Here is a 21,974-nt window from a genome sequence, read left to right as displayed (position 1 = left end):
CGATAGTACCGGTCACGTCAGTTGTACGGAAGTAGAACTGTGGACGGTAGCCTTTGAAGAACGGAGTATGACGGCCGCCTTCGTCTTTAGACAGTACGTATACTTCTGACTCGAACTTAGTGTGCGGGGTGATTGAACCAGGCTTCGCCAGTACTTGACCACGCTCAACTTCGTCACGCTTAGTACCACGCAGAAGAACACCAACGTTCTCACCAGCACGGCCTTCGTCTAGAAGCTTACGGAACATTTCAACACCAGTACAAGTGGTCTTGGTGGTGTCTTTCATGCCAACGATTTCTACTTCGTCACCAACGGTGATGATGCCTTGCTCAACACGACCAGTTACTACAGTACCACGGCCTTGGATTGAGAATACGTCTTCGATTGGCAGGATGAACGGCTTGTCGATCGCACGCTCTGGCTCTGGGATGTAAGARTCCAGTGCTTCCGCTAGCTCAACAATCTTCTGTTCCCACTGCTCTTCACCGTTCAGAGCACCTAGTGCTGAACCTTGGATTACTGGGCAGTCGTCACCTGGGAAGTCATACTCTGAAAGCAGCTCACGTACTTCCATTTCAACTAGCTCAAGCAGCTCTTCATCATCAACCATGTCACATTTGTTCATGAATACGATGATGTATGGGATGCCTACCTGACGGCCTAGCAGGATGTGCTCACGAGTCTGTGGCATTGGGCCATCAGTCGCTGCTACTACTAGGATACCACCGTCCATTTGCGCTGCACCGGTGATCATGTTTTTCACGTAGTCGGCGTGCCCTGGGCAGTCAACGTGCGCGTAGTGGCGAGTTGGCGTATCGTATTCTACGTGCGAAGTCGCGATGGTGATACCACGCTCACGCTCTTCTGGTGCGTTATCGATTGATGCGAAGTCACGCGCTGCACCACCGTGTACTTTTGCAAGTACAGTACAGATAGCGGCAGTCAGAGTAGTTTTACCGTGGTCAACGTGGCCGATAGTACCAACGTTAACGTGCGGTTTCGTACGTTCAAATTTTTCTTTAGGACANGCGAAGTCGCGATGGTGATACCACCTCACGCTCTTCTGGTGCGTTATCGATTGATGCGAAGTCACGCGCTGCACCACCGTGTACTTTTGCAAGTACAGTACAGATAGCGGCAGTCAGAGTAGTTTTACCGTGGTCAACGTGGCCGATAGTACCAACGTTAACGTGCGGTTTCGTACGTTCAAATTTTTCTTTAGACACGATCGTCTTCCTTCCTAGTTGTGAGCTAAAGGTATCAACACCTAACTAGCTCAGAAGTCAGTATTGGATGCCGACAACACGCCGGCATCGAGACTAATAAAAATTAGCTACGCTCTGCAATCAGGGCGTCGGCAATGTTCTTAGGCACTTCGCCATACTCGCTGAATTCCATTGAGTATGAAGCACGACCCTGAGTTGCACTACGCAGGTCAGTGGCGTAACCGAACATTTCAGACAGTGGTACCTGAGCACGTACGATCTTCAGACCCGCTGGGCCCTCGTCCATACCGCCAATCAGGCCACGGCGACGGTTCAAGTCACCAACAACGTCACCCATCCACTCTTCTGGCGTAGTTACTTCTACTTTCATCATTGGCTCAAGCATAACAGGTTGCGCTTGCAGTGCACCTTTCTTGAATGCCATTGATGCAGCGATCTTAAACGCCATTTCGTTGGAGTCAACATCGTGGTAAGAACCATCGTACAGGGTTGCTTTAACGTCAAGCACAGGGTAACCGGCAAGTACACCGTTTGCCATTTGCTCTTCAACGCCTTTCGCTACCGCGCCGATGTATTCACGTGGAACTACACCACCAACGATTTCGTCAACAAAGACAAAGCCTTCGTTTGGCTCAGATGGCTCAAGCTTCAGCCATACGTGACCAAACTGACCACGACCACCTGATTGCTTAACGAACTTGCCTTCAACTTCCGTGCTACCACGGATAGTTTCACGGTACGCTACCTGAGGCTTACCAACGTTACATTCAACGTTAAACTCACGACGCATACGGTCAACGATGATGTCTAGGTGAAGCTCACCCATACCAGAGATCAGGGTCTGGCCAGACTCTTCGTCAGACTCAACGCGGAAAGATGGATCTTCTGCTGCTAGTTTACCTAGTGCGATACCCATTTTCTCTTGGTCTGCTTTAGACTTAGGCTCAACCGCGATCTGAATAACTGGATCAGGGAATTCCATACGCTCTAGGATTACTTTTGAATCCATCGCACACAGAGTATCACCAGTAGTCACGTCTTTTAGACCGATTGCAGCTGCAATGTCACCGGCGCGAATTTCTTTGATTTCTTCACGCTTGTTCGAGTGCATCTGTACGATACGGCCTAGACGCTCACGCTTCTGCTTAACAGAGTTGTAAACAGTGTCGCCTGAGTTAACAACGCCCGAGTAAACACGCATAAAGGTCAGCGTACCTACGAATGGGTCAGTTGCAATTTTGAATGCCAACGCTGAGAACGGTTCTTTGTCGTCTGCGTGACGCTCAATTGGGTTACCAGCTTCGTCTTCACCTTTGATTGACTTAACGTCGATTGGTGAAGGCAAGTATTCGATAACCGCATCCAGTACTGCCTGAACACCTTTGTTCTTAAATGCAGAACCACAGGTTGCCAGTACGATTTCGTTATCTAGAGTACGCTGACGCAGCGCCTTCTTGATTTCTTCTTCAGACAACTCACCTTCTTCAAGGTACTTGTCCATCAGCTCTTCAGACGCTTCTGCAGCAGACTCAACCAAGAAGTTGTGCCACTCTTCTGCTTGCTCTTGAAGCTCAGCTGGAATCTCTTCATAGGTATAAGTCATACCCATGTCTTCTTCGTTCCAGTTGATCGCTTTCATTTTGATCAGGTCAATAACGCCCTTGAACTGGTCTTCTGCGCCAATGTTCAAGTGAATTGGCACAGGGGTCGCGCCAAGGCGGTTTTTGATTTGATCAACAACGCGTAGGAAGTCTGCGCCCGCACGGTCCATCTTGTTGACGAAAACCATGCGTGGAACTTCGTATTTGTCAGCCTGACGCCATACGGTTTCAGACTGAGGCTCAACACCAGAAGAACCACAGAAAACAACAACCGCACCATCAAGAACACGCAGTGAACGCTCTACTTCGATAGTGAAGTCAACGTGTCCTGGAGTATCGATGATGTTGACACGGTGCTGTTCAAATTGTTGATCAGAACCTGCCCAGAAAGTGGTAGTTGCTGCAGAGGTGATAGTAATGCCGCGCTCTTGCTCCTGCGACATCCAGTCCATGGTTGCTGCGCCGTCATGAACCTCACCGATTTTGTGTGACAGACCTGTGTAGAACAGGATCCGCTCGGTAGTCGTGGTTTTACCGGCGTCTACGTGAGCACAAATACCGATGTTACGGTAGCGCTCGATAGGGGTTTTACGAGCCACAATAGTATCCTCTTACTAAGGTTAACCTTAGAAAATGGGTTCGGCGCGCCACCGAAGTGACGCGCCATGAAGGCATTACCAGCGGTAATGTGCGAACGCTTTGTTCGCGTCTGCCATACGGTGAACGTCTTCACGTTTCTTAACAGCAGTACCTTTGTTTTCAGACGCATCAAGCATCTCGTTGGCCAGGCGCTGAGCCATAGATTTTTCACCACGCTTACGAGCAGCTTCAACCAACCAACGCATAGCCAGCGCGTTACGACGCACAGGACGCACTTCTACTGGTACTTGGTAAGTTGAACCACCTACACGGCGAGATTTAACCTCGACCGCTGGGCGTACGTTTTCAAGAGCTTGTTCGAATACAGCCAAGTGCTCTTTACCAGAACGCTCAGCCATGATGTCTAGTGCACCGTAAACGATTTTTTCAGCAGTTGACTTCTTACCGTCAACCATCAGGATGTTCACAAATTTTGCCAGCAATTCTGATCCGAACTTAGGATCTGGAAGAATTTTACGCTGACCAATTACGCGACGACGTGGCATGGATTATCTCCGTTGTCTTCTTCAGGTTTTATCCAAAACTTTTCAGTTTTTTCAAAATTCAATTGTTTGAGTGTTTGGCCTTACTTAACGGAATCCATTAAGACTTAGGACGCTTCACACCGTACTTAGAACGACCTTGTTTACGGCCGTTAACGCCTGCACAGTCAAGTGCGCCACGAACAGTGTGGTAACGCACACCCGGCAAGTCTTTTACACGACCGCCGCGGATAAGCACAACACTGTGCTCTTGCAGGTTGTGGCCTTCACCACCGATGTATGAGGTTACTTCGTAACCGTTAGTCAAACGCACACGGCATACTTTACGCAGTGCTGAGTTTGGTTTTTTTGGCGTAGTGGTGTAAACACGAGTACAAACACCACGTTTTTGCGGACACGCTTCCAGCGCAGGCACGTTGCTTTTCGCAACTTGCTTCAGGCGTGGTTTGCGTACCAGCTGGTTAATAGTTGCCATTAAATAGCTCCTGATATTACTTAACGTATAAGTGTGAAAAATCTATCCCCAATAAAACGGGGACGCGAAATTTTAGGCGCCGACTTATAGGGTGTCAAGATTTATACAGAGATCTTTGCATCGTCTGTTTTTTCACCGATAGCAAGGAAGGCATTTTTATCCTTCGATAGCCTAGTCGATCACCATGTCATTTGCGTGACGTGATCCTCGGTGAGTTGAACCAAGCCTTGCATATCAATCTGTTTAACTTGCGGATGTAGATGGGCTTGCACCCCGCGGGCCATCACATCTTCTTCTAGCACATAAACCGAACGGTTATCTGTAAAAAGCGCCGCACCCAGAGGGCTATTGGCCAGTGCGCCGAGGACAGCATCATTGATCAAGACAATGACACTGTCAGGAGTGGCATACGCCAAACAGTGCGACAGCGCATGCGTTGCATAAGGGGACGATTTGATAATATGTAGCATCTGACTCTCTTAAAAATGCAGGATGCGATCGCAGCGAGCGAGCTTTGCCTGAATATGCTCACGTTCCAGCACTTCGCCCGTCAACACGCGCGCCGCATCACCCATGCCTCTCGCCATCAGTGACGCTTGGCAAATATAGATATCTTCTACATCACACAGCGGTAGCATTTTAAAGCTGGCAATATAATCGCGACTCAGCACTGTGCTTGGGCGCTGCCCATCAATCAATTGCATCACCCCATCGCCAATGAAGAACACGCTAATCGTTTCGCAAAAAGCGGATGTCGCTAACAGCGCATCTAACCCCTCACGTCCGCTCGCTGAACCATGCGGTGCCGTTGAAAAAACAAACCCGAGTTGCATACGTCCTCTTAAAATTGCAGTACACGATCGGCAGTCAACAAAGCTTCTGCTAAGGCTCCGAGACCGGCTTGTTGATACCCATCAGCTAGGTTCGCTTGTGACAAGCCATGCTGCATCGCTTCTTGCTCGCTCACAATACCGCGGCGTAATGCGGCAGCCACACAGGTTTCGAGTTGAACCTGATGTTCATTGGCTAAAGTCTGCCATGCATTAACCAAGTCAAATTCGTCATTCGCAGGCACCGTTGTCGCAGCCCCGTTTAATACACCATCTTGGTAGAAAAACACTTTGCTGACACTGTGCCCTTTGGCAATGGCCGCACACGCAAATTGATAGGCCGTACGCGCAAGTTGCGTCCCATAAGCCGGCTCTGAGACCACGAGTACATAATTGAGGCTCATTTTTCCCCATCTCCCGTTTTGCGTTGGCGCACGTAAAGATACACAGTGTGCTTCGATATGTTGAGCCTATCAGCGACACGATGAATAGCATCTTTGATATCAAAGATCCCTTTATCATAAAGCGCCATCACAATTTGGCGGTTTTTGGTGTTATTAGACACACTTTTATCCGCGTTGACTTCTTCAATGGTACGCTCAACGGTTTGGTCCACCAGCTCTTCTACATCACTGGCAAAGTTAACCGATGACGCGGCTTGCTTGGCTTGATCATCAGGCATAAACGCTTGCAGCACCTGAGAGAAAGGGGCATCTAAGTTTATATTGATACATAACAGCCCGATAATGCGGCTTTCACCATTGCGGATGGCAACCGTGATCGATTTCATTAAGGTGCCACTTTTCGCGCGCGTAAAGTAGGCGTGAGAAAAATTACGCTCAGACCCCTCAATGTCCCGCAACATCCGTAAGGCCAAATCCGTGATGGGAGACCCCACTTGGCGACCGGTGTTTTCACCATTGGCAATTTTGATTGCTGACTTGTTCAAGTCTTCTAGCGAGTGCAGTACGATTTCACAATGCTCGCCAATTAGCGCAGCCAAGCCGTCTACGACCGCGGCATAAGAGTGTAAAATCACACTGTCTTGCGCAGTAAATGGATTCGGCTCAATGAGCTCGCTTTCTGTCATGATTTCTGCGCCAAAATGCTCTGTCGGTACCACGTACGCCTATCCTTATTCGACAGTGAATCTGTGTTTATCTCAGCCAAGTTTAACAGAATCCGGCCCTAAAAAAGCAAAAGCCCCGGCAAAGCCGAGGCATTTTGGCGCGAAAACAAGCGTCAGGTTTACCCTTCACTCGCCTTCTCTTTGTTGGCATCGTCTTTGATTTCCAGTAGCTCAACATCAAACACAAGCGTTGAGTTCGCAGGAATGGACGCCGTATCTTGGTCACCGTAAGCCAGCTCTGGCGGGATCACGAAGGTAAATTTAGATCCAACTGGCATCAGCTGCACCCCTTCGGTCCAACCTGGGATCACACGATTAAGCGGGAAGGTTGCTGGCTCGCCACGATCGTAAGAGCTATCAAATTGGGTACCATCTGTCAGGGTGCCTTTATAGTGCACCACCACAGTGTCTTCCGCCGCGGGTTTTTTACCGTCACCTAAGCTATCCACTTTGTATAACAAGCCAGATTCGGTTTCTTTCACGCCCTCTTGGCTCGCAAATTCAGTGCGATACTTTTCACCGTCAGCCAGCGCAGCTTCTGCTTTCTCTTTGGCTTGTTGCTGGGCCAGCTCAGTCACGCGTTGATCGAGTGACTGCAGTGCCGCTTGCGCTTGCTCGTCGGTCAGCTTGGATTCGCCATTAAAGACGTCCTGCACCCCTTGCAATACCAACTCTTTATCTAAATCCAAACCAATGTCGGCTTGTTGCTCTAGATTGGCGTTGAGGTATTGCGCTAAAGACGCACCAATCGCGTAGGCTGCCTTGTCGTCATCATTAGCAAACGACGCTTCCGCTTGCGCCTGCTCAGCGGCTTGGTTCGTCTGCTCGACGTTAGCGTCGTCTTGTTGGCAGCCGACGGCAAGGGCAACGGTTGCCGCGAGTAGCGACATCTTCATTACTGATTTCATTGGGTACTCCGTTGATGGTAAGGATAAATCCTCGTATGGTTGTCACTGACGCATCAACAATGCGAAAGCCTGATTCTATCAATATACTCGTGGTTATATGGCTGCACGTTTCGGAACTCAAGCATCATGCCCAAAATTCGCCACATTGTTTGCATTTTTCTCATCGCCATCACGCTAACTGGCTGTTGGCAGTCTGGCAAAGAAGCSCAGCGTTGGTCAATCCATCCTGAAGGCGCCACCAGCTTTAGCCTGAGTAGAGACGGGCGATTTGCGCTGCTCGCCTCCGAAGAAACCGACATTGTGCTGTGGGATCTGGTCACCAACCAAAAGCTGGCGGATCTTGGGCCCCAAGATCCCAATGCAAACCCTGTGGTGGTCAGCCATATCTCCGACAATAAACGCTATGCCATCACCGCGACCGCGCGAAATTTTGCTGTCTGGGATCTTGCCTGGAGCCAAGCCGAGGGTTTGTGGTCGGTCTCTGAAGGCATTATCCGTGATGCGGCTATCAGCAACAACGGCCAAAAAGTGGTCCTCGCGATGTCGGACGGCAAAGCGCTATTCATCGACTTAGGCACAGGAAGACGCTTAGAGTTCCTTGCCCATCGCGATAAAGTCAATGCGGTCGCCATTTCCCCGAACGGCGCTTACGTCCTCTCAGGGGGCAATGACCATCATGCCTATTTTTGGGACACTAATTCCGGGCAAATTATCAACGACTTTCCTTATGACCAACGGGTGAAGCAAGTGGCGCTGCAACGGGAAGGGAAGTATGCCTTTGTCTCGGATGGCAGCAATCAAGCGATTATCTGGGCCTTACCCAGCGGTGAAAAAGTCAGTCAATTGGATATCTTTGCGCGCCAAGCGATTTATGCCAGTGCACGCTTTTCCGATGACGGCCGCCGACTCGCCACCGGTACCCCCTCACAGCGGGTCGAGCTTTGGGATGTTCAGACCGGTGAGAATCTAGGACGTTGGGAGGCATTGGCACAACCCAATACTCGCCCTCCCAGCGCGGTCGTGTATGATGTCGCTATCGACCCAACCGGCCGTGTGATTTCCGGTACCTCGGCGGGCATCGCCCAGGCTTGGTTAACCGACACCCCTTAATGCAGTGAGAAACAAAAATGAGTGAGATTGGCAAATTACAGCAACAAATTGACGATCTAGAGTGCAAGGTCGCGTTTCAAGAAGACACAATAGAACAGCTCAATGACGCTCTCACCCAACAGCAAGGCGATATTGAACGTATGACAGTGCAAATTCAGTATTTGGTCGGCAAACTGAAGGACGTCGCGCCGGCCAACATCGCCAGCCAATCGGAAGAAACCCCACCGCCGCATTATTAATTGCCAAGCGCTGGTGTCGATACACGCCTAAAGACGGCGGATATGAAATAAAAAAGGCGCCAAACCGGCGCCTTTTCTCGTTGCTAATCACTGATTAGTGATCGTGACCGCAGCCACCTTCTTGGTGAATATGGCCATGAGCAATTTCGTCTTCGGTTGCTGCACGTAGATCAACCACTTCCACAGAGAATGACAGAGTTTGGCCTGCCAGCATGTGGTTGGCATCAACAACAACTTCGTCACCGTCAACTTCGGTGACTTCAACCGGGATCTGACCTTGGTCAGTTTCCGCCATAAAGCGCATGCCGACTTCCACTTGGTCTACGCCTTGGAATACGTTCGCCGGTACGCGTTGTACCATGGCTTCTTGATACTCACCGTATGCATCGTCAGGACCTACGGTCACTTCAAACGCGTCGCCTTTCTCACGACCTTCCAGTGCCTTTTCCAGACCAACGATCAGGTTACGGTGACCGTGTAGGTACTGGAGGGGTTCTTGCGCTGTTGATTCATCAACTAACGCACCGTCTTCATTTTTTACTTGGTAGGCCAGGCTGACCACCACATCATTTGCAATTTTCATGCTCGCTCCGAGACCGGAAGGTTAATGGACTGCCGATGATAACGGATTCCCTACTCCGGTTTAAAGATCCCAATGACATTCTCTGCCGGCGGGGTTTCAGACTGTGACTGCTGTGCCGAATCCGGAAGCCGACTCTCATGGTAATCGCAGCTGACACATTCCACTTTGTCAATATTGTTTTCGCGCCAGACTCGCAAGGTGTCTTGACGCTGACATTTGGGGCACGCCGCCCCGGCAATAAAGCGCTTTTTCACAATTCTATCCTATTCATCTCGGTTCCAACTCTGGTGGCGCTCAATATCACCACGCATTTCCCGATCAAAGATCTCTTCCAATTCTTTACGCGCCTCTTTCACGCGTGAAGCGGCAGCCATATCTTCATTGTGCTGGGGTAAGAGGTCTTGCAATACCCGCATATCTAGCTTGCGGAACAACACCTCGGCACGTTTTGCTTTGTAAGGGTGCATTCCCAAAGACTCTAGCGTCTGTCGACCTAAATCAAGCGCGCCAAGAAATGTCTCCCGCGACAAGGTTTCGACGCCTAAGCCCATGAGCTGATAAGCCTCCACCCGACTTCGTGCTCGCGCTAATATCTTTAAGTTAGGGAAATGCCGCTGACAAAGATCAACAATCTCCATCACTTCATCCGGCGAGTCGGTGCAAATCACAATCGCCTCTGCGCTTTGCGCTCCTGCCGCCCGTAGCAAATCAAGCTGCGTCGCATCACCGTAATACACATCATACCCGAACTTGCGTAATAGTTTGATTTGGGTGGGATCACGTTCCAAGATGGTGACACCAATTTTGTTGGCAAACATCAACCGACCAACCACTTGACCAAACCGACCAAAGCCCGCGATGATGACGCGCGCGTCATGTTGATCAAATTGCGTCTGTGGCGGTAACTCCTCTGGTTCATTAAAAGTGCGTTCAAACCAGCGTTGCTGCAAGGTAAGCATCAAGGGGGTGGTCATCATCGACAGACTCACCACCACCAGCAAAAAGGCATTCAATTCTTGGCTGAGTAATCCTTCTGCACGTGCCGCCGTAAAGATCACAAAAGCAAATTCACCGCCTTGGCTAAGCAACACCGCCATTTGACTGCGCGCTTTAGGTGCCACACCAAATAGACGCGCGAGCAGATAGATAAGTAACGCCTTACCGCACACCAGTGCAAGTACCGCACCGAGCAAGGTCAGCGGATATTCCAACAGTAGACCGAGATCCACCGCCATCCCGACCGCAATAAAAAACAGCCCTAACAGCAACCCTTTAAAGGGGTCGATGGCGGTTTCGAGTTCGTGGCGATACTCACTCTCCGCAAGCAGCACACCTGCTAGGAACGCACCTAGCGCCATCGAAAGACCCAACTGCTGCATCGCAAGCGCAATGCCAATCACCAAGGCCAGTGCTGCCACGTTAAACAGCTCGCTGACCCCGCTCATAACCACCAAACGGAATAGAGGCCGAAGTAAGAAGTGCCCACCAACCAACAGTGCGCCAATGCCCATAAACATCCATAGCACATCTAACCAGCTGCCGAGGCTGCCTCCTGCCAGCGCGGGCATCACCGCTAACATGGGGATGACCGCGATATCTTGAAACAACAGAATTGCAAACCCTGCTTGACCGGATTCACTGCGCATAAGGCGCTGGTCTTCTATAATTTTCATCGCAATGGCGGTGGAGGAAAGCGCCATGGCCATGCCCACAATAAAGCCCTGCCGTTCCGTCAGACCAAACATCACCCCGACGGCACCTATCACCAAGGTGGTCACCACCACTTGGCTGCCGCCCAGGCCCAGTATCGGCCGGCGCATCTGCAGCAGTTTTTTAGGATTTAGCTCCAAGCCAATCAGAAACAGCAGCAATACCACCCCGAATTCAGAAAAATGGAGAATAGACTCCACATCGCTGATAAGTCCGAGCCCCCATGGACCAATCACGATGCCGGCCATCAGATAGCCTAATACCGAGCCCATCCCTAACCGCTGCGCGAGTGGGACGGCAATCACCGCCGCTAACAGAAAAATAAAGGCCGCGGACAGCAAGTTATGCTCCATGCTCACCTCCCGCATGGACGAGCGGATCACGAATCCAATCGGCATACAGTTCCGCAAACGCATCCCGATCGGCATCACTAACACGGCGTGCCCAGTGCAAGACTAGCGGCGGAAGCCACGTCATGCGGCACAGGGCGGCGGTCAGCTCAAACGGTTGGAGAAGCTCTTGCATCGAATACTTGTTGTATCCGCTTTTGGTGAACGCCTCAGCCGCCCCTCCGGTGGTGACGACAAAACGGCAGGTTTTTCCTGCTAGCGCATCGCCTCCCTCGCCATGCGCAAAACCTTTGCCTAGCACCACATCAATCCATTCTTTCAATAACGCCGGACAGGAATACATTTGTAGCGGGTGCTGAAAAACAATCACATCAGCTTGTTGCACCCGTCGGCGCTCATCGTGCACATCAACCACAAAGTCGGGATAAGTTGCGTAAATATCGTGAACAGTCACATGCGGAAACGAAGAGATAGTGGCAAGCAGACGTCGGTTCGCCACCGACTGATCGGGGTCTGGATGGGCAAAGATCACCAACACCGACGCGGGGTCTTGATGTGCATCCTTGTCATTGGGCATAGGCATCCTTGTTATCACGGCAAGAGTCAGTTTTCATGCTTGTTTTTAACCTTAACACACAAAACACACAACACAGATCGCGCCAGTTAGGCCTGCTGGCGGGGAAATTTGGCAATCCCCGCACCAAGCTGGTATAACGACGACGCACCCAAACCACACTAGCGCACTGAATAATCATGATTAGCTTTTCTGACATCCAATTACTGCGCGGTGGCAAGCCACTGCTCGATCATACTTCTGCCACCATCCATCCCGGCGACAAAGTCGGATTGGTCGGCAAAAACGGCTGTGGCAAATCCAGCTTGTTTGCACTGCTTCGCCACCAGCTGACGTTAGATGCGGGCAGCTATCATTATCCTAGCCAATGGCAAGTAGCATGGGTGGCACAAGAAACGCCCGCACTGGAAAAAAGTGCGCTCGAGTATGTCATTGATGGCGATGCTGAATACCGTGAACTGCAGATGGCCTTGGCGGATGCGGAACAACGCGATGACGGTCATGCCGTGGCGACCTTACACGATAAACTGGATGCCATTGGTGGCTACAGTATTGAGGCGCGCGCCGCCAGTTTGCTCGATGGTTTGGGCTTTAGTCAGGCGCAAATGCAATGGTCACTCACGCAATTTTCGGGCGGCTGGCGGATGCGCTTAAACCTTGCCCAAGCACTGCTGTGTCGTTCTGACCTCTTGCTGCTTGATGAGCCAACCAACCACCTCGATTTAGATGCCGTGATGTGGCTGGAAAAATGGCTGCAGCAATACCCCGGTACCTTGGTGCTGATTTCCCACGACCGGGACTTTTTGGATCCTGTCGTCAACCGTATTATTCATATTGAGCATCAACAGCTGAATGAATACACGGGCAATTATTCCGACTTCGAGCAGATGCGGGCGCAGAAGCTGGCGCAACAACAAGCGCAGTTTGAAAAGCAAAAAAAGCAGATTGCCCACATGCAATCTTACATCGACCGCTTTCGTTATAAAGCCTCAAAGGCGCGCCAAGCGCAAAGCCGGATTAAGGCACTGGAGCGGATGGAAAAGGTGTTGCCGGCGCAATACGATAATCCATTTAGCTTTACCTTTTTCACCCCAGATGCGCTCCCAAATCCTATCTTGATGATGGACAAAGTCGCTGCGGGGTACGACAAGACACCGATTGTGGAAAATATCCGCCTCAACCTAGTCCCAGGCGCGCGTATTGGTTTGTTAGGCCGCAATGGTGCGGGTAAGTCTACGCTGATCAAACTTCTTGCTGGCACCTTGCCAGCCATGGCTGGTGAGCTCAGTTACTCCCAAGGGGTAAAAATTGGCTATTTTGCGCAGCATCAACTCGATACCTTGCGCATTGACGAAACCCCACTGCAACATATGAATCGCCTTGCGCCCACCACAGCCGAGCAAACGCTACGTGACTTCTTAGGGCGCTTTGGCTTTCAGGGTGATAAAGCGCTTGAGACCATTGGTCCCTTTTCGGGAGGCGAGAAGGCACGCTTGGTATTAGCGTTATTGGTGTGGCAAAAGCCTAACCTGCTGCTGCTTGACGAACCGACTAACCACCTTGATTTAGATATGCGCCAAGCCTTGACGCTTGCCCTACAATCGTTTGAAGGGGCGATGGTGATCGTAAGCCATGATCGCTTTCTGCTGCGCGCGACCACCGACGATCTTTATCTTGTCGACAACGGCGCGGTGCAACCCTTTGACGGTGACTTACACGACTACCATCGCTGGCTTGGCGAGCAACAGCGTGCCGACCGCGCGGAAAGTAAAAAACAAAACGCCGATGACAAAGCCGCCCCCCAGCAACGTCAGGTCGATCGTAAGGCACAAAAGCGTCGCGAGGCCGAACTTCGCCAAAAAACCGCGCCACTTCGTAAAAAAATTGACAGCCTAGACACAAAAATCGAACAGCTCTCTGCCATTATTGCCGATGCAGAGACCAAACTGGCCGACCCAACAATTTATGGCGCAGACCAAAAAGCCCAACTCGCGCAACAATTACAACGCCAGGCTGATGCCAAATCAGCGCTGGAAGAGGTAGAGCAAGAATGGATGGAGCGACAGGAAGAACTGGAAGCCATGGAGGCGGCATTCAATCAAGCCTAATTCCCGGCCAAGCGAATGCAGCCGACCTGTGGCAGTTTTGTTTGCAACACTATGGCAAGCAAGACGTCAAACAGGCGTGTCTTAAATTGCAAGATCAGCATCAGGGCAACGTCAACCTTGCCTTGTTGCTGGCTTGGCTAGAAAGCCATGGCTATGGCCTTGCCCCAGAGAGCCTCAGCCAACTTAAACAATCGCTCAGCCGCTCTGAGCATTTGCTGATTGCCTACCGCAACCTACGTCGCGATATCAAACCGCGCGTTGGCGCGGGACAATATAAAAAAATGCTGAATTTCGAGCTCAGCCTCGAGAAGTTCCAACAACAAGACCTCATCCACGCCTTGAATCAACAAACATGGCTGACCGAGTCGCCCTCGCCGTTGGCGTATTATTGCCGTCAACTCTCGCCCTCGGCCAAATCGCTCTATCCCACTCTGCGCGCCGGTGTGGTTAAAGAAGATGATCAAGGAGACGCTGATGACGCCTTTTGAACCGATTCCCAGCGCCCGTAATCCTCATCTACAAACCATCATGCCACGGCTGATGCGGCGGCAACCCGTGATCTCTCCTTTGTGGCAACAGCTGGATTTACCGGATGGTGATTTCGTCGATCTCGCTTGGACACAGACGCCTCAGCCCGGCCAACCGATAGTGGTGCTTTTTCATGGCCTCGCTGGCAGTTTTCATAGCCCGTACGCGAATGGATTACTGGCTGCTTTTCAGCGCCAAGGCTGGTGCGGTGTGGTGATGCACTTTCGTAGTTGCAGTGGCCGCTTAAACCGCGTCCCGCGCACTTATCACTCAGGCGAGACACAGGATGCGCGCTATTTTTTGACCACATTACGCATGCGTTATCCTCAGCATCCTATTCATGCCGTGGGCGTATCGCTAGGCGGCAACATGCTGGTGCGCTATTTGGCAGAGTATGCGGACGATCCGATTGTCTCCAGTGGCTGCGCAGTGTCACCCCCCTTAGACCTTGCCGCCTGCTCGTTACGCATTCAGCAAGGGTTCTCACGTGTCTACCAAGCGTACCTACTTCGCTCGATGCGACAAACCCTGTCAGATAAGCTCACGCGACACGCCCAAGTGGGTCGCTGGCAAGCAGGCGAGCAGCCCCGTATTTCGACCTTATTCGAGTTTGATCAAACCGTCACCGCACCACTGCATGGGTTTGAGGACGCACATCATTACTACCAGCAATGCAGTGGCTTATCCGTGTTGCCTGCGATCCGCGCCCCTTTGACCATCATTCATGCCAAAGACGATCCTTTTATGACTGATGCGGTGATCCCAACCACGCCATTACCGGCCAATATACGCTATCAACTCACTGACCATGGCGGACATGTTGGGTTTGTCACTGGCCATTGGCGTGCACCGCGTTTATGGTTGGAAGAGGCAGTGCCCGCGTGGATAGCTGAGCAACTCGACACCTGATGCCCCAATCGTCACGATAAATTGTGACTAAATCGACATAGACACACTGCACCTACACGCATAATTCGGTAAAATGGGAGCTAATTCACAACCTAAGCATGGAGATGGCGTCCGTGCCATCCCGATGTCAGCAAAAGGTGATGTAGTATGATGGTTCCATGGCAATCTGTGCCAGCCGAGACCTTGACCAATTTAATTGAACACTTTGTGTTGAGGGAAGGGACAGATTACGGTGAGCAGGAAGTCAGCTTTGCTGAGAAAGTTGAACAAGTGCGTGAACAATTAAAATCCGGCGACGCCGTGATTGTATACTCTGAGCTGCATGAGACAGTGGATATTCGTCGTCAGCGCGATCTCAGACCGTAACACCGCCTCCCCTTGTGGGCTGCGGTGTAAATTCAGACTGATCAATGACAGGGCTCGTCATGTCGGCTAAACACCCAATCATCGCTGTGACCGGTTCATCCGGCGCAGGCACAACCACGACCTCCGAAGCGTTTCGTAAGATGTTCAATATGATGAACATCAAAGCCTCTTGGTTAGAGGGCGATAGCTTTCACCGCTTCACGCGGCCAGAAATGGATGTTGAGATCCGTAAAGCCCGTGAACAAGGTCGTCATATTAGCTACTTTGGCCCCACGGCCAACGACTTCCCACGCCTTGAGCAATTTTTTAAAGAATATGGCGAACAAGGCACAGGTAAATACCGTCGTTATCTACACACCTTTGATGAAGCCGTGCCTTATAACCAAATGCCGGGCACCTTCACTCCCTGGCAAGATCTGCCTGAAAATACCGACGTATTATTTTATGAAGGCTTGCATGGCGGGGTGGTGGATGGTGACGTCAATGTCGCCCAGCATGTTGATTTACTGATCGGCATGGTGCCTATCGTTAACTTGGAGTGGATTCAAAAGTTTGTCCGCGATACGCGCGACCGAGGCCATTCCCGCGAGGCCGTCACGGACTCGATCGTGCGCTCCATGGATGATTATTTGCACTACATTACGCCGCAGTTTTCTCGCACGCATATTAACTTCCAACGTGTCCCGACCGTAGACACATCCAACCCGCTGAATGCAAAAGGGATCCCGTCACTCGACGAAAGCTTTGTCGTGATCCGCTTTCGTGGTATGAAGAACGTCGATTTTCCTTACTTACTGCAAATGATCAGTGGCGCGTTTATGTCTCGGCACAACACGCTGGTCGTGCCCGGCGGTAAAATGGGATTTGCAATGGAGCTGATTATTCGCCCCTTGATCCAACAGTTGATTGAGAAAGGCAAGATAGGTTAACCGCCGTAGCGCACTTAACGTGTATTACTTCTCAGGTCGTGATCTTAGCCACATTTTTGCCGAATTTTTAGGCGGTTGGCTTAGATCAAAATCAAGAAATCCAGATAGAAAAAAGATACACTCTTGTTAACATACAGTGAGCTTGTAGCCTGCGCCAAGACCTCGTATTCTGTGCATTGGACTGATGGGTTTCCATTCAGACAAAGACAGGACGTCGTTGCCGGGCAACACATGCAGAGGAAATAAGTTATATGGTTCCAGGAAAACCTCAAACAGACCCTACACTCGAGTGGTTCCTTTCACATTGTCATATTCACAAGTACCCGTCCAAAAGTACTCTGATCCATGCAGGGGAAAAGGCGGAGACCTTGTACTACATCGTGAAAGGTTCTGTGGCCGTACTAATCAAAGATGAAGAAGGCAAGGAGATGATCCTGTCTTACCTTAACCAAGGTGACTTCATCGGCGAACTTGGTCTGTTCGAAGAGGACCAAGAGCGCACCGCATGGGTACGTGCGAAATCACCTTGCGAAGTGGCAGAAATTTCATTCAAGAAATTCCGCCAGCTGATCCAAGTTAACCCAGACATTTTGATGCGTCTATCCTCTCAGATGGCGCGTCGCCTGCAAGTGACCAGCCAGAAAGTGGGAGACCTTGCCTTCCTGGACGTGACCGGCCGCATTGCGCAAACCCTACTGAACTTGGCGAAGCAACCTGACGCCATGACTCACCCTGACGGCATGCAAATCAAGATCACACGTCAAGAGATTGGTCAGATTGTTGGCTGTTCGCGAGAGACGGTTGGGCGTATCCTTAAAATGCTGGAAGAGCAGAACCTTATCTCAGCTCACGGTAAAACCATTGTGGTTTACGGCACACGCTAATCCTCGCGTGTTGCGACAAAACCGGCGTTTTTGCGTCGGTTTTTTTATTTTTATTGACTGAAAACTCATTAACCAAGTTCTACACTTCAAAAACGACCAATCTAACAACTGATTAACAGGATGTCGTTTATGAGAAGCTTACGTCAAACCCTTGCTGCATTGCTACTCGCGGCGGTTTCTTCAACTGCTGCGGCGAATATCACCATTGTCCATCCAGAACCACGGGCTGGCTCTGCCCTCGATTTATACGCTATCGACTTGATTGAGTTTTTAGCGGAAAAATCAGGTGAGTCTGTCACTTTACAAGCCTTTCAAGGTCAAATTGGCTCTCAGTCTCGTAAAGTGGAAATGCTAAAACAAGGACGACTGACGGTAGATTGGCTCGGGGCCGACCGTACCCTTGAGTCAGAGTTACTTCCCATCCGTTATCCAGTCTTTCGGGGTCTATTAGGCCATCGCTTGTTCATTACCAATCAAGCCACCGAACCCAAGCTTGCACAAATCAGTGACCAAGCAGGGCTCAATAGTCTGACCATGATCCAAGGGCAAGGCTGGGCGGATGTGAAGGTCTTGCAGTCGGCGGGATTTCGGGTTCGAGAAATCTCAAGCTTTGAGAATATCTTTAAAGGCGTCGATACCGGACGGGCCGACCTCTTCCCGCGTGCGCTTATCGAACCTTTTAGCGAGCTGGCAGAGCGACCTCAATATACAAATCTGTTGGTTGATCCGCACTTAATGCTGATCTACCGCTTCCCAATGTTCTTGTTTGTATCGCCCCAAAACCCAGAGGTAGCGACCATGCTCAACGATGCCTTTGCGGCCGCCTATCAAGACGGATCCTTCATCGAATTTTTTGAGAATGCCCCTCTGGTAAAAGAGACCTTTGAGAAAGCCAATATTGGTGAGCGCACGTTTATTCGGGTCGACAACCCACATCTGAGTAATGAGACTCAGGCAATTGACGATAAATTCTGGCTCGATATTGAAAGTCGCTAAACACCGCCAACCAAAAAAGGAGAGCATCGCTCTCCTTTTCTTCTCTCGCCACTATTGATGCGTACTTTCAAAGATTTTATCAGCCGAGGCGGCGACRAAACCTTGATAAAGTTCACCGTCCGGAAGCGGATACCGTTTCGCAAACTCGTAGAAACCACCCGGAATATCATGGCGTGCATCGCTAAACTGCACCGGCACGCGATCAGCCATCGTCGAGGATTGCTCCAAAAAGACTGATGCATCCCCTTTGACCTCCCCGCCAGATTCATTWATGGTAAACCCATTTTGGCGCAAGGTATCGTTGACCGCTTGACAGTTATCATGGTTATTCAGCTGATTCACACTGACAGTAAAGTGGTTCGCCCCATAGCCATGCGCTGCCACCCAAGCTGCATATTCACTTTCATCCGCTAACGTCTTGTAGGTTTGCCAATCCAACTCCCACAAACGTCCTTGATGAAGAAAATCGCTCCCTTTCAGCGCATCATCATCCACGTTCGCCACTAAGTCGCGCACGATGGATTGCAATCTTGTTGAGCATTGGCCTACCATCAATTCGCTAATAAACACTTTCGGCATCAAGGGATCGGGATGCTCGTAGTGACGTGCGTTGAGCTTCTTCGCTTCAAAGGTGTACTCACCTTTCGGCTCATAGCCCAAGGCAATAAAAGGACGGGCAAGCTTGTCCAGCCCTACATTAGGCAGTGCAAAGGTGCGCAGTGCAATGTGATCATTGATCAGGGGTTGGCCTTCTTCGAGCAACCCATGCACTTTCTGCGCAGAAGGGCAAAGACGCTGGGTGTAGTCTTGCCACAGTCTGTCAAATAACGCTTGGCAACTATCCATGTTGTTCTCCTTAATCAAGAGGCGTGATCCCCGGCGCAAAGCTCTCGGGCAAGGTGACCTGCTCGCCTTCCATCGATGCCATAGGGTAGGCACAATAATCGGCGGCATAATAAGCACTAGGACGTAGGTTACCCGACGCGCCCGGACCACCAAATGGGGCATCCCCACTGGCACCGGTTAATTGACGGTTACGGTTTACAATACCGGCGCGAATATGGTCAAGGAAGTATTGCCATTCACCATCGTCGTCACTGATAAGGCCTGCCGATAAGCCATAGCGGGTATCATTCGCTTTCGTCAATGCATCAGCCATATCGGTGTAACGCTGCACCTGCAATAAAGGACCGAAGTATTCTTCATCGTTTAACTCGGCGATCCCGCTAACATCAATGATCCCCGGCGAGATCACGGCATCATGGCGATGTTCACACGCCACGACTGGCTTGCCACCGAGATCGATCAGTTTTTGCTGAGTGGCTAAGATCCCTTCAGCTGCCGCCACCGAGATCTGTGCGCCCATAAAGGGCGCCGGATCATCGAACTGTCCGCCTACACGGATCGTTTTAGTCCACGCCGCTAAGCGCGCCAAGATCTTGTCACCCGCCTCCCCTTCAGGAAGAAGTAGACGACGTGCACAGGTACAACGCTGACCGGCACTGAGGTAAGCCGATTGAATAATGGTATAAACCGTGGCATCCACACCACTGTGTTTATCACTGATAACCAGTGGATTATTGCCCCCCATTTCCAATGCCAGCATTTTGTCCGGTTGGCCGGCAAACTGGCGATGGAGGATGTGTCCGGTGTTGGCACTCCCGGTAAATAGAAGGCCATCAATACCTCGAGCTTGTGCTAGCGCTTCGCCGGTATCACGGCCCCCTTGCACCAAGTTAATCAGCCCAGCAGGTAGACCGGCTTCTAACCAGTAGCCAAGGGTTTGTTCAGCCACTTTAGGCGTCAGTTCGGACGGCTTGAAAACCACACTGTTTCCGGCCAATAGTGCCGGGACAATATGGCCATTAGGCAAGTGACCGGGGAAATTATACGGCCCAAACACTGCCATCACACCAAGGGGACGATGACGCAGTACAGCTTGCGTACCATTGACGTCTTTTTCCCGCGATCCTGTACGTTCATGGTAAGCGCGCAGCGAAATGGCAATTTTACCCACCATGGCGCCCACTTCGGTTTTGGTTTCCCAAAACGGCTTGCCAGTTTCTTCAGCGATGGTACGCGCCAGATCGTCGGTATTGGCTTTCACAATTTCAGCGAAGCGTTCTACCAAGGCTTGGCGCTCGGCAAAATCGGTATTCCGCCAAGTAAGAAAGGCTTGTCGTGCCGCGCTTACCGCTTGTTCAACCTGCGGTTTCGTGGCTTCATTGCCTTGCCAAATACAACGGCTATCAAAAGGGTTTAGCGAAGTCATGACGTCGCCTTCACCCGGCGTCCATTCACCATTGATCAAATGGCCTGCGGTTTGATGTGTCATCCTTACTCCTCCATCGCGATCAAACGGAGTCGATCGCCGTCTTTAACTTGCAGCGCTTCGGCAACCTCTGGCGCAATCACAACGTGATTGGTTTCCGGATCAAGTGCCGCTTTCGCCACAGTCGCGCGGAAGCCCGCAAAATCGGTATTCGAAATTAAGTAGTGCTGAGCACTGCTGTGCTCACGCACGCTAGCAGTCGCATTAAATGAATGGCGGACCGATTCGATATTGTGGCGCAAACACTCGACCGTTGGACCGGCATCAAAGATGTCGACATATCCTCGACACGAAAAGCCTTCTTTCTCCAACAGACGCAGTGCCGGCCGTGTTTTCGGGTGCACTTGTCCAATCACGGCACGCGCTTCTTCACTCAACAGACTGACGTAAATCGGCAACTTAGGCATTAAGTCGGCAATAAACCCTTTCGCACCGATACCGGTTAGGTAATCGGCCAAAGTAAAGTCAATCGAAAAGAAGTTGTCCTTAAGCCACTGCCAGAAAGGCGAATTGCCATCATCATCAGACACGCCACGCATTTCGGCAAACACCACATCCGCAAAGCGCTCAGGAAACTCGGCGAGCATCAAGAAGCGACATTTGGAAAGCAGTTTACCGTTGAGGCCACCCCGAAACTCAGGACGCAAAAACAGGGTGCAAATTTCCGTTGCTCCGGTGTAGTTATTGCCAAACGTCAGCACTTCAACAATGTTATGGACATTGAGCTTGCGCGATGAATGCACCACTTTGGTTAAGTGATAACTATAAAAGGGGTTATCGAGGCCGATTGCCGCCTCGATCCCTGTGGTACCTGCAACCTCGCCCGTTTCGGTATCTTCGGCTACCATCAGGTAGCCTTCCATGCCAGGGCTAGTGACGTGCTTGGCAAAGCTTTCTAGCGAATTGTTGATACGTCCTTGTAGCAAATCGGCATCAACCGGCAATGAGGTAAATCCATGACCGGACTCTTCCGCACACAACATCAGTGCATCAAAATCTGACGCACGGATAGGCCGAATAACTAACATCTCAAATCCCTCCGAGT

26 protein-coding genes are annotated in these 21,974 nt (G+C 50.9%); 9 read left to right on the top strand and 17 right to left on the bottom strand.

The features are described 5' to 3' along the window. The 10 genes from tuf to fkpA all read right to left on the bottom strand — a co-directional run. The coding region (gene tuf / locus BZJ18_RS02045; RefSeq protein ID WP_077455141.1) for an elongation factor Tu at positions 1-1,057 on the bottom strand (1,057 nt) is incomplete at its 3' end. Beyond that, entirely contained in the window at positions 1,020-1,226 is a 207-nt protein-coding gene (locus BZJ18_RS02040) for a GTP-binding protein (RefSeq protein WP_443216494.1), read from the bottom strand. The genes BZJ18_RS02040 and tuf, both read right to left, overlap by 38 nt. 103 nt (positions 1,227-1,329) lie before the next feature. Further along, a complete protein-coding gene (fusA, locus tag BZJ18_RS02035; RefSeq protein WP_069589542.1) occupies positions 1,330-3,426 on the bottom strand; it encodes an elongation factor G in 2,097 nt (698 codons plus the stop codon). A 75-nt stretch (positions 3,427-3,501) separates the two neighbouring features. Continuing rightward, positions 3,502-3,972, bottom strand: coding sequence for a 30S ribosomal protein S7 (gene rpsG, locus BZJ18_RS02030; protein ID WP_069589544.1), 471 nt, complete (start codon positions 3,970-3,972; stop codon positions 3,502-3,504). Between the two features lie 97 nt (positions 3,973-4,069). Next, positions 4,070-4,444, bottom strand: coding sequence for a 30S ribosomal protein S12 (gene rpsL / locus BZJ18_RS02025; protein ID WP_069589545.1), 375 nt, complete (start codon positions 4,442-4,444; stop codon positions 4,070-4,072). Positions 4,445-4,623: 179 nt separating this feature from the next. Further along, complete coding sequence (tusB, locus tag BZJ18_RS02020; RefSeq protein WP_077455139.1) at positions 4,624-4,914, bottom strand: sulfurtransferase complex subunit TusB; 291 nt, start codon at positions 4,912-4,914, stop codon at positions 4,624-4,626. 9 nt (positions 4,915-4,923) lie between these two features. Further along, positions 4,924-5,277 (bottom strand): sulfurtransferase complex subunit TusC, encoded by a 354-nt coding sequence (gene tusC / locus BZJ18_RS02015; RefSeq protein ID WP_077455138.1) that lies wholly within the window; start codon positions 5,275-5,277, stop codon positions 4,924-4,926. A gap of 8 nt (positions 5,278-5,285) precedes the next feature. Next, positions 5,286-5,678 (bottom strand): sulfurtransferase complex subunit TusD, encoded by a 393-nt coding sequence (gene tusD, locus BZJ18_RS02010; RefSeq protein WP_069589550.1) that lies wholly within the window; start codon positions 5,676-5,678, stop codon positions 5,286-5,288. Next, a complete protein-coding gene (locus BZJ18_RS02005; RefSeq protein WP_077455137.1) occupies positions 5,675-6,397 on the bottom strand; it encodes a helix-turn-helix transcriptional regulator in 723 nt (240 codons plus the stop codon). Before BZJ18_RS02005 ends, tusD begins: the two co-directional genes overlap by 4 nt. A 125-nt stretch (positions 6,398-6,522) precedes the next feature. Further along, a complete protein-coding gene (gene fkpA, locus BZJ18_RS02000) occupies positions 6,523-7,311 on the bottom strand; it encodes an FKBP-type peptidyl-prolyl cis-trans isomerase (RefSeq protein WP_069589552.1) in 789 nt (262 codons plus the stop codon). A gap of 126 nt (positions 7,312-7,437) precedes the next feature. Here fkpA and BZJ18_RS01995 point away from each other — a divergent pair, with 126 nt between their 5' ends. Further along, positions 7,438-8,421, top strand: a complete 984-nt coding sequence (locus tag BZJ18_RS01995; protein WP_077455136.1) for a WD40 repeat domain-containing protein — start codon at positions 7,438-7,440, stop codon at positions 8,419-8,421. A 17-nt stretch (positions 8,422-8,438) separates the two neighbouring features. Then, positions 8,439-8,660 (top strand): SlyX family protein, encoded by a 222-nt coding sequence (locus BZJ18_RS01990; RefSeq protein WP_069589556.1) that lies wholly within the window; start codon positions 8,439-8,441, stop codon positions 8,658-8,660. Between the two features lie 94 nt (positions 8,661-8,754). On the opposite strand, the gene slyD is transcribed toward BZJ18_RS01990, so the two are convergent. The 4 genes from slyD to kefG are packed head-to-tail and all read right to left on the bottom strand — an operon-like array spanning position 8,755 to position 11,880. Beyond that, complete coding sequence (gene slyD / locus BZJ18_RS01985) at positions 8,755-9,243, bottom strand: peptidylprolyl isomerase (RefSeq protein ID WP_077455135.1); 489 nt, start codon at positions 9,241-9,243, stop codon at positions 8,755-8,757. A 50-nt stretch (positions 9,244-9,293) separates the two neighbouring features. Further along, positions 9,294-9,497, bottom strand: a complete 204-nt coding sequence (locus BZJ18_RS01980; RefSeq protein WP_077455134.1) for a YheV family putative zinc ribbon protein — start codon at positions 9,495-9,497, stop codon at positions 9,294-9,296. 9 nt (positions 9,498-9,506) lie between these two features. Continuing rightward, the gene (gene kefB, locus BZJ18_RS01975) at positions 9,507-11,306 is read right to left on the bottom strand and encodes a glutathione-regulated potassium-efflux system protein KefB (RefSeq protein WP_077455133.1); all 1,800 of its coding nucleotides are present in this window, start codon (positions 11,304-11,306) and stop codon (positions 9,507-9,509) included. Continuing rightward, the gene (gene kefG / locus BZJ18_RS01970) at positions 11,296-11,880 is read right to left on the bottom strand and encodes a glutathione-regulated potassium-efflux system ancillary protein KefG (protein ID WP_077455132.1); all 585 of its coding nucleotides are present in this window, start codon (positions 11,878-11,880) and stop codon (positions 11,296-11,298) included. Before kefG ends, kefB begins: the two co-directional genes overlap by 11 nt. Before the next feature lie 176 nt (positions 11,881-12,056). Between kefG and BZJ18_RS01965 the strand changes: the two genes are divergently transcribed. The 7 genes from BZJ18_RS01965 to BZJ18_RS01935 all read left to right on the top strand — a co-directional run bounded on the left by BZJ18_RS01965 (position 12,057) and on the right by BZJ18_RS01935 (position 18,597). Continuing rightward, complete coding sequence (locus BZJ18_RS01965; protein WP_077455131.1) at positions 12,057-13,985, top strand: ABC transporter ATP-binding protein; 1,929 nt, start codon at positions 12,057-12,059, stop codon at positions 13,983-13,985. Further along, on the top strand, positions 13,928-14,473 hold the full coding sequence (locus BZJ18_RS01960) for a TIGR02444 family protein (protein ID WP_077455130.1): 546 nt from the start codon (positions 13,928-13,930) through the stop codon (positions 14,471-14,473). The genes BZJ18_RS01965 and BZJ18_RS01960 overlap by 58 nt, the downstream gene beginning before the upstream one ends. Then, positions 14,460-15,422 (top strand): hydrolase, encoded by a 963-nt coding sequence (locus BZJ18_RS01955; protein ID WP_077455129.1) that lies wholly within the window; start codon positions 14,460-14,462, stop codon positions 15,420-15,422. Before BZJ18_RS01960 ends, BZJ18_RS01955 begins: the two co-directional genes overlap by 14 nt. 147 nt (positions 15,423-15,569) lie before the next feature. Further along, on the top strand, positions 15,570-15,788 hold the full coding sequence (locus BZJ18_RS01950) for a YheU family protein (protein WP_069589565.1): 219 nt from the start codon (positions 15,570-15,572) through the stop codon (positions 15,786-15,788). Positions 15,789-15,847: 59 nt separating this feature from the next. Then, a complete protein-coding gene (locus tag BZJ18_RS01945) occupies positions 15,848-16,717 on the top strand; it encodes a phosphoribulokinase (protein WP_069589567.1) in 870 nt (289 codons plus the stop codon). Positions 16,718-16,968: 251 nt separating this feature from the next. Further along, complete coding sequence (gene crp, locus BZJ18_RS01940) at positions 16,969-17,601, top strand: cAMP-activated global transcriptional regulator CRP (RefSeq protein ID WP_002535199.1); 633 nt, start codon at positions 16,969-16,971, stop codon at positions 17,599-17,601. Between the two features lie 129 nt (positions 17,602-17,730). Beyond that, a complete protein-coding gene (locus tag BZJ18_RS01935) occupies positions 17,731-18,597 on the top strand; it encodes a hypothetical protein (protein ID WP_077455128.1) in 867 nt (288 codons plus the stop codon). Positions 18,598-18,648: 51 nt separating this feature from the next. On the opposite strand, the gene BZJ18_RS01930 is transcribed toward BZJ18_RS01935, so the two are convergent. From BZJ18_RS01930 to astA, 3 genes are read right to left on the bottom strand one after another with little or no spacing between them, the layout of a single operon-like run. Next, positions 18,649-19,443, bottom strand: coding sequence for a DUF1338 domain-containing protein (locus tag BZJ18_RS01930; RefSeq protein ID WP_077455127.1), 795 nt, complete (start codon positions 19,441-19,443; stop codon positions 18,649-18,651). Between the two features lie 10 nt (positions 19,444-19,453). Beyond that, entirely contained in the window at positions 19,454-20,932 is a 1,479-nt protein-coding gene (gene astD / locus BZJ18_RS01925) for a succinylglutamate-semialdehyde dehydrogenase (RefSeq protein ID WP_077455126.1), read from the bottom strand. Positions 20,933-20,934: 2 nt separating this feature from the next. Then, positions 20,935-21,957: an arginine N-succinyltransferase gene (gene astA / locus BZJ18_RS01920; protein ID WP_077455125.1), complete on the bottom strand. Its 1,023-nt coding sequence runs from the start codon at positions 21,955-21,957 to the stop codon at positions 20,935-20,937. Positions 21,958-21,974 lie beyond the last annotated feature (17 nt).

The organism is Salinivibrio sp. IB872 (assembly GCF_001995345.1).
GTDB lineage: Bacteria > Pseudomonadota > Gammaproteobacteria > Enterobacterales > Vibrionaceae > Salinivibrio > Salinivibrio proteolyticus.
This window is presented reverse-complemented; position numbering and strand designations above follow the sequence as displayed.